Here is a 4,617-nt window from a genome sequence, read left to right on the forward strand (position 1 = left end):
ACCTCCGTGCGTGGTGTGGAGCCTAGACACCTCCACCACACCGGAGGTCTTCGCCATGATCAAGACCCGACACTGTTAACAACGCTCGTGATCAATACATCTAGGCCGCCCGCGGCTTCCGGGCCCCCCGGCCTGCGCCGGGGGGCCCGCCCGTGTCCGGGCCGACGGCGTCGCGGCCCCGCGAGGGGAGGGCCGCGGCCGGTCGGCCGGTCACCCGGTCAGCGGGTGGACGCGGAAGGAGCCGGCTTCGGCTCCTGCGACGCCTCCGCTTCCTGCGACGCCTTCGGCGTCGGCTCGGGCCGGGGCTTGGGCAGTTCCGGCTCGACCCACGGAGTGACCGGCTGCACGTGCTCCGGGCCGCCCGGCGCCGGCTGCCCGATCGCCGCAAGCGCCTCCCGCGCCAGCGGCCCGCGCAGCGGCGAGAAGTGCGGGTTCGTCCGCATCGCCTCCTGGAGGTGGCGGCGGGCCGCCGCCACGTCCCCGAGGCCGCGCTCGATCATCGCCCGGTGGTACGAGAAGTCGGCGCTGCGTAGACCCTGTTCCGTGGCCTTCTTCGCGTACTCCAGCGCCGCCACGTCCTCGCCCGCCTGGTGCAGGGCCCACCCCAGCGCGTCCGCGACCTGCACGCTCTTGTGCCGCGACCACTCCTGCGACAGGCGCCGCACCGCCGCCGCCGGATCACCGTGGTCCGCCTCGTACAGGCCGAGGACCACGTCGTCGTCGACGCCGTTGCGGCCGTCCCGCGCCGTCATCGAACCGAGCATGTCGTACGGCACGCGCGCCTCCTGGGCCCGGCCCAGGGACTCCAGCAGCTCGCCCAGCTCCCGCGCCAGCTGAGGCACCGGGGCCCGCCCCAGCGCCAGCCGGTAGTCCCGCACCGCCTCCCCGGGACGCCCCAGCGCGGCTAGCGCACGGGCCCGGCCGCCCAGCGCCTCCGCCTGCGCCGGATCCGTCCGCAGCGCGCCCTCGTAGTGCCGCAGCGCCTCCGCCGCGTCGCCCCGCTCCCAGCACAGCTCCCCGAGCCGGAACAGCGCGTACGCCTTCTCCGCGGGGGCCTTCGCCGCGCCCGCCGCCTGCTCCATCGACATCACCGCGTCCTCGCGCCAGCCGCGGTCCCGGTAGACCTGCGAGGCCCTGACGTACGCCGCCAGGCCCGGCCGCAGCTCCAGCAGCAGCTCCATCGCCTTCTGGGCGCCCTTGTAGTCGCCGAGCCCCGTGTAGGCGTCCACGAGCACCGGGTACGCCGTCCACCGCTTCGGCGCCTGAGCCCGTACGAGCTCGCCCCACTTCTTGGCGTTCCCGAAGTCCCGACGGGCGTTGGCCAGCGCGCCCATGCCCGTCATCGCGTCGAAGTTGCCCTTCTCGGCCGGGCGGACCTCCAGCGAGCGCTTCAGCGCCTTCTCCGCCTTCGGGAACCAGCCCGAGTCCGCGGTGCGCCGGGCCTGTTCGAGGTAGGCGGAGCCGAGGACCGCCCACGAGGCGTCGTCGTCCGCGTGCTTCGCGACCCACTTCTCCCGGTCCGCCACCAGCGCCGTCAGGTCCACCGCCGCCGCGGGCGCGCCCATGCCCACCGCCGACGCGGCGCGCTCACTCGGCCCCGGCGGGCGGGCGTCGTCACCGGTCCGGGCGGGGCGGATCAGAAGGGCCGCGGCAATCAGGACCACGGCGACCGCGGCGGCCACGAGCGTCTTGCGGCCGGTGAAGGTCACGGGCGGCGCCGGTGTCTGCGTTTCCTCGTCGATACGGTCCATGGGGTCACTGTGCGTCAATATGAAGAGTTCGCGGAGGTGCCCGAAGAGGGGCGCGTGCGTGTTCACACCGATGGTCCCGCGACGACCCCTGGGAGGGGCCCCACCGGGGTGCCAGGCTGGTCCCATGGATGACGACCTCTCCGCACGTCTGCGAGCGAACCTCCTCGAAGGCCTCCCGGCCGACGCCCTGCTCACCGATCCCCAGGTGACCACCTCCTACGCCACCGACATGGCCAGCTTCTGCGCCGCCGGGACCCCGGCCGTCGTCGTACTGCCCCGGACCGTCGAACAGGTCCAGCACGTCCTGCGCACCGCCACCGCCCTACGGGTCCCCGTCGTCCCGCAGGGCGCCCGTACGGGCCTGTCGGGCGGCGCCAACGCCTCCGACGGCTGCATCGTGCTGTCCCTGGTGAAGATGGACCGGATCCTGGAGATCAGCGCCGTCGACCGGATCGCCGTCGTCGAGCCGGGCGTGGTGAACGCCGTGCTCTCGCGGGCCGTCGGCGAGCAGGGCCTGTACTACCCGCCCGACCCCTCCAGCTGGGAACAGTGCACCATCGGCGGCAACATCGGCACCGCCTCCGGAGGCCTGTGCTGCGTCAAGTACGGGGTCACCGCCGAGTACGTGCTCGGCCTCGATGTGGTCCTGGCCGACGGGAGGCTGCTGCGCACGGGCCGCCGCACCGCCAAGGGCGTTGCCGGATACGACCTCACCCGGCTCTTCGTCGGCTCCGAGGGCAGTCTCGGCGTCGTCGTCCAGGCCGTCCTCGCCCTCAGGCCCGCGCCGCCCCGGCAGCTCGCCCTGGCCGCCGAGTTCCCCTCCGTCGCGGCCGCCTGCGAGGCCGTATGCGCCGTCATGGAGGCGGGGCTGATCCCCTCGCTGCTGGAACTGATGGACCGTACGACCGTCCGCGCCGTCAACGCCCTCGGCAGAATGGGCCTGCCGGAGGACACCGAGGCCCTTCTCCTGGCCGCCTTCGACACCCCGCACGCCCCGGAGGACCTCGCGGCCGTGGGGGAGCTGTGCACCGCCGCCGGAGCCACCGCCGTCGTGCCCGCCGAGGACGAGGCGGAGTCGGAACTGCTGCTGCACGCCCGCCGGATGTCCTTTCCCGCGCTGGAGGCCCTGCGGCCCGCGACGATGATCGACGACGTGTGCGTGCCCCGCTCGCGGCTCGGCGAGATGCTGGACGGGACGGCCGCCATCGCCCGCGCCCACGACCTGCTCATCGGGGTCTGCGCGCACGCCGGAGACGGCAACACCCACCCGATCGTCTGCTTCGACCCCGCCGACGAGGACGAGACGCGGCGGGCCCGCGATTCCTTCGGCGCGATCATGGCGCTGGGACTGGAGCTGGGCGGGACCATCACCGGCGAACACGGGGTCGGCGTCCTGAAGAAGGAGTGGCTCGCCCGCGAACTCGGCCCGGTGGGGCTGGAGATGCAGCGCGCCGTCAAGCAGGCCTTCGACCCGCTGGGGCTGCTCAACCCGGGCAAGCTCTTCTGACTCCGGCTCCGTGGCCGGCCGTGCGGGGCCGGGGGCCGGCCGTACGGGGCCGGGACCGGCGCCGTAGTACGGCATCACAGGTCCCCGTCCGCCGACTCGTCCGACGGCCACGGGTCGCGCAGCCACAGGTCGTCGGCGGGGGTCGGGGTGAGCAGCTCGGCCAGGGCCGCGTCCAGGCCGAGCCGCTCGGCCTCGGTGCCGGGCGGGACCACGCGCAGGGTGCGCTCCAGCCAGGCCGACACCGAGCCGGCGGGGGCCTCCAGGAGGGCGTCGCCGTCGGGGGAGCTGAGCGCCATGCAGAGCACGGACTTGTTGTCGACCTTGGTGGGCCAGATCCGGACGTCGCCGTGGCCGCACGGGCGGAACACCCCTTCGACGAGCAGCTCGCGGGCGAAGGTCCAGTTGACGGGGGTGCTGGAGCCGGTGTGGAAGGTGATGTGGACGGCGTACGGGTCGTCCGTGAGGTAGAGGAGCCGGGCCGGGACGGGGATGCTGCGCTCGGGGGACAGGACCAGCTTCAGTTCCAGCTCGCGCTCGACGACGGGGTGGTGCATGACGGCCTCACTTCGGTTCGGTGCCGGGGCGTGATGGCGCCCCACACCCCGAGAGAGCGCGGATGCGCCCGGGTATGACGCGGGTTCCGCAAGCGGACCGGAGATTGGCCGAATTTTTTCGGCTGACCGAAAAGGGTCGGGAGGGTGACGTTCGCTCAATGGCTTGGATTCTCCCGTTACCGGACCTGGCGGGCCGAGGTTCTTGGCTATGGTCCTCCCTTGCACAAGCCTCAAGCCACGATCGGAGTTGGGGACATGACGGCCTCCCCTGGTGACGGCGAGCACGCGGCCCGCGAGGGCTACTACCCCGATCCGTCCATCCCCGGGTACATCCGGTACTGGAACGGCGCGGCCTGGGTGCCCGGCACGAGCCGCCCCGCCCCCGCCCAGGAGACGGGGCCGGTGTTCCTGGACGAGACCTCCGTGACCGAGGCGCTGCCGGAACCCGAACCGGAACGGGAACGCGAACCGGAACGGGAACGCGAACCGGAACGTGAACGGGAACGGAGGCCGGAACCCGTCACCGAGCCCGAACCCGCGGTGTGGCAGGCCGATCCCCTGCACCAGGCCGGCTTCGGCGGGCCCCGCGACCACCGGGTCTCGTGGGGGAGCCCGCCCGAGCCCGAGCCCGAGGCCGAGCCCGCCGGCCGGGACGCCGCCCGGCCGGCGGGCATCTCCCTGGCCCGTACGGCGGCTGCCGCGGCTGCCGCGGCGGCCCCCGCACGGCCTCCCGTGCAGGCCTCCATGGGGATCCTGTCGGCGCGCTCCCCGGCCGCGCAGGCCCCTGCCCCGGGCTCTTATACAA

The 4,617-nt window shown here is 73.7% G+C and carries 4 protein-coding genes; 2 read left to right on the forward strand and 2 right to left on the reverse strand.

Annotation, left to right across the window (positions count from 1 at the left end; translation table 11 throughout):
* Positions 1-218 precede the first annotated feature (218 nt).
* Positions 219-1,751, reverse strand: a complete 1,533-nt coding sequence (locus tag PV721_RS41430; RefSeq protein WP_319733789.1) for a tetratricopeptide repeat protein — start codon at positions 1,749-1,751, stop codon at positions 219-221.
* Positions 1,752-1,875: 124 nt separating this feature from the next.
* Between PV721_RS41430 and PV721_RS41435 the strand changes: the two genes are divergently transcribed.
* A complete protein-coding gene (locus PV721_RS41435; RefSeq protein ID WP_319733791.1) occupies positions 1,876-3,258 on the forward strand; it encodes an FAD-binding oxidoreductase in 1,383 nt (460 codons plus the stop codon).
* 74 nt (positions 3,259-3,332) lie between these two features.
* On the opposite strand, the gene PV721_RS41440 is transcribed toward PV721_RS41435, so the two are convergent.
* On the reverse strand, positions 3,333-3,812 hold the full coding sequence (locus PV721_RS41440; protein ID WP_319733793.1) for an SsgA family sporulation/cell division regulator: 480 nt from the start codon (positions 3,810-3,812) through the stop codon (positions 3,333-3,335).
* A 255-nt stretch (positions 3,813-4,067) separates the two neighbouring features.
* On the opposite strand from PV721_RS41440, the gene PV721_RS41445 reads away from it, so the two are divergent.
* The coding region (locus tag PV721_RS41445; protein WP_319733795.1) for a DUF2510 domain-containing protein at positions 4,068-4,617 on the forward strand (550 nt) is incomplete at its 3' end.

The sequence above is a fragment of the Streptomyces sp. MB09-01 genome, assembly GCF_033794505.1.
GTDB lineage: Bacteria > Actinomycetota > Actinomycetes > Streptomycetales > Streptomycetaceae > Streptomyces.

Coding starts and splice junctions, on each gene's coding strand:
- PV721_RS41440 (WP_319733793.1), bottom strand. CDS start 3,812: ATGCACCACCCCGTCGTCGAGCGCGAGCTGGAACTGAAGCTGGTCCTG.
- PV721_RS41435 (WP_319733791.1), top strand. CDS start 1,876: ATGGATGACGACCTCTCCGCACGTCTGCGAGCGAACCTCCTCGAAGGC.
- PV721_RS41430 (WP_319733789.1), bottom strand. CDS start 1,751: ATGGACCGTATCGACGAGGAAACGCAGACACCGGCGCCGCCCGTGACC.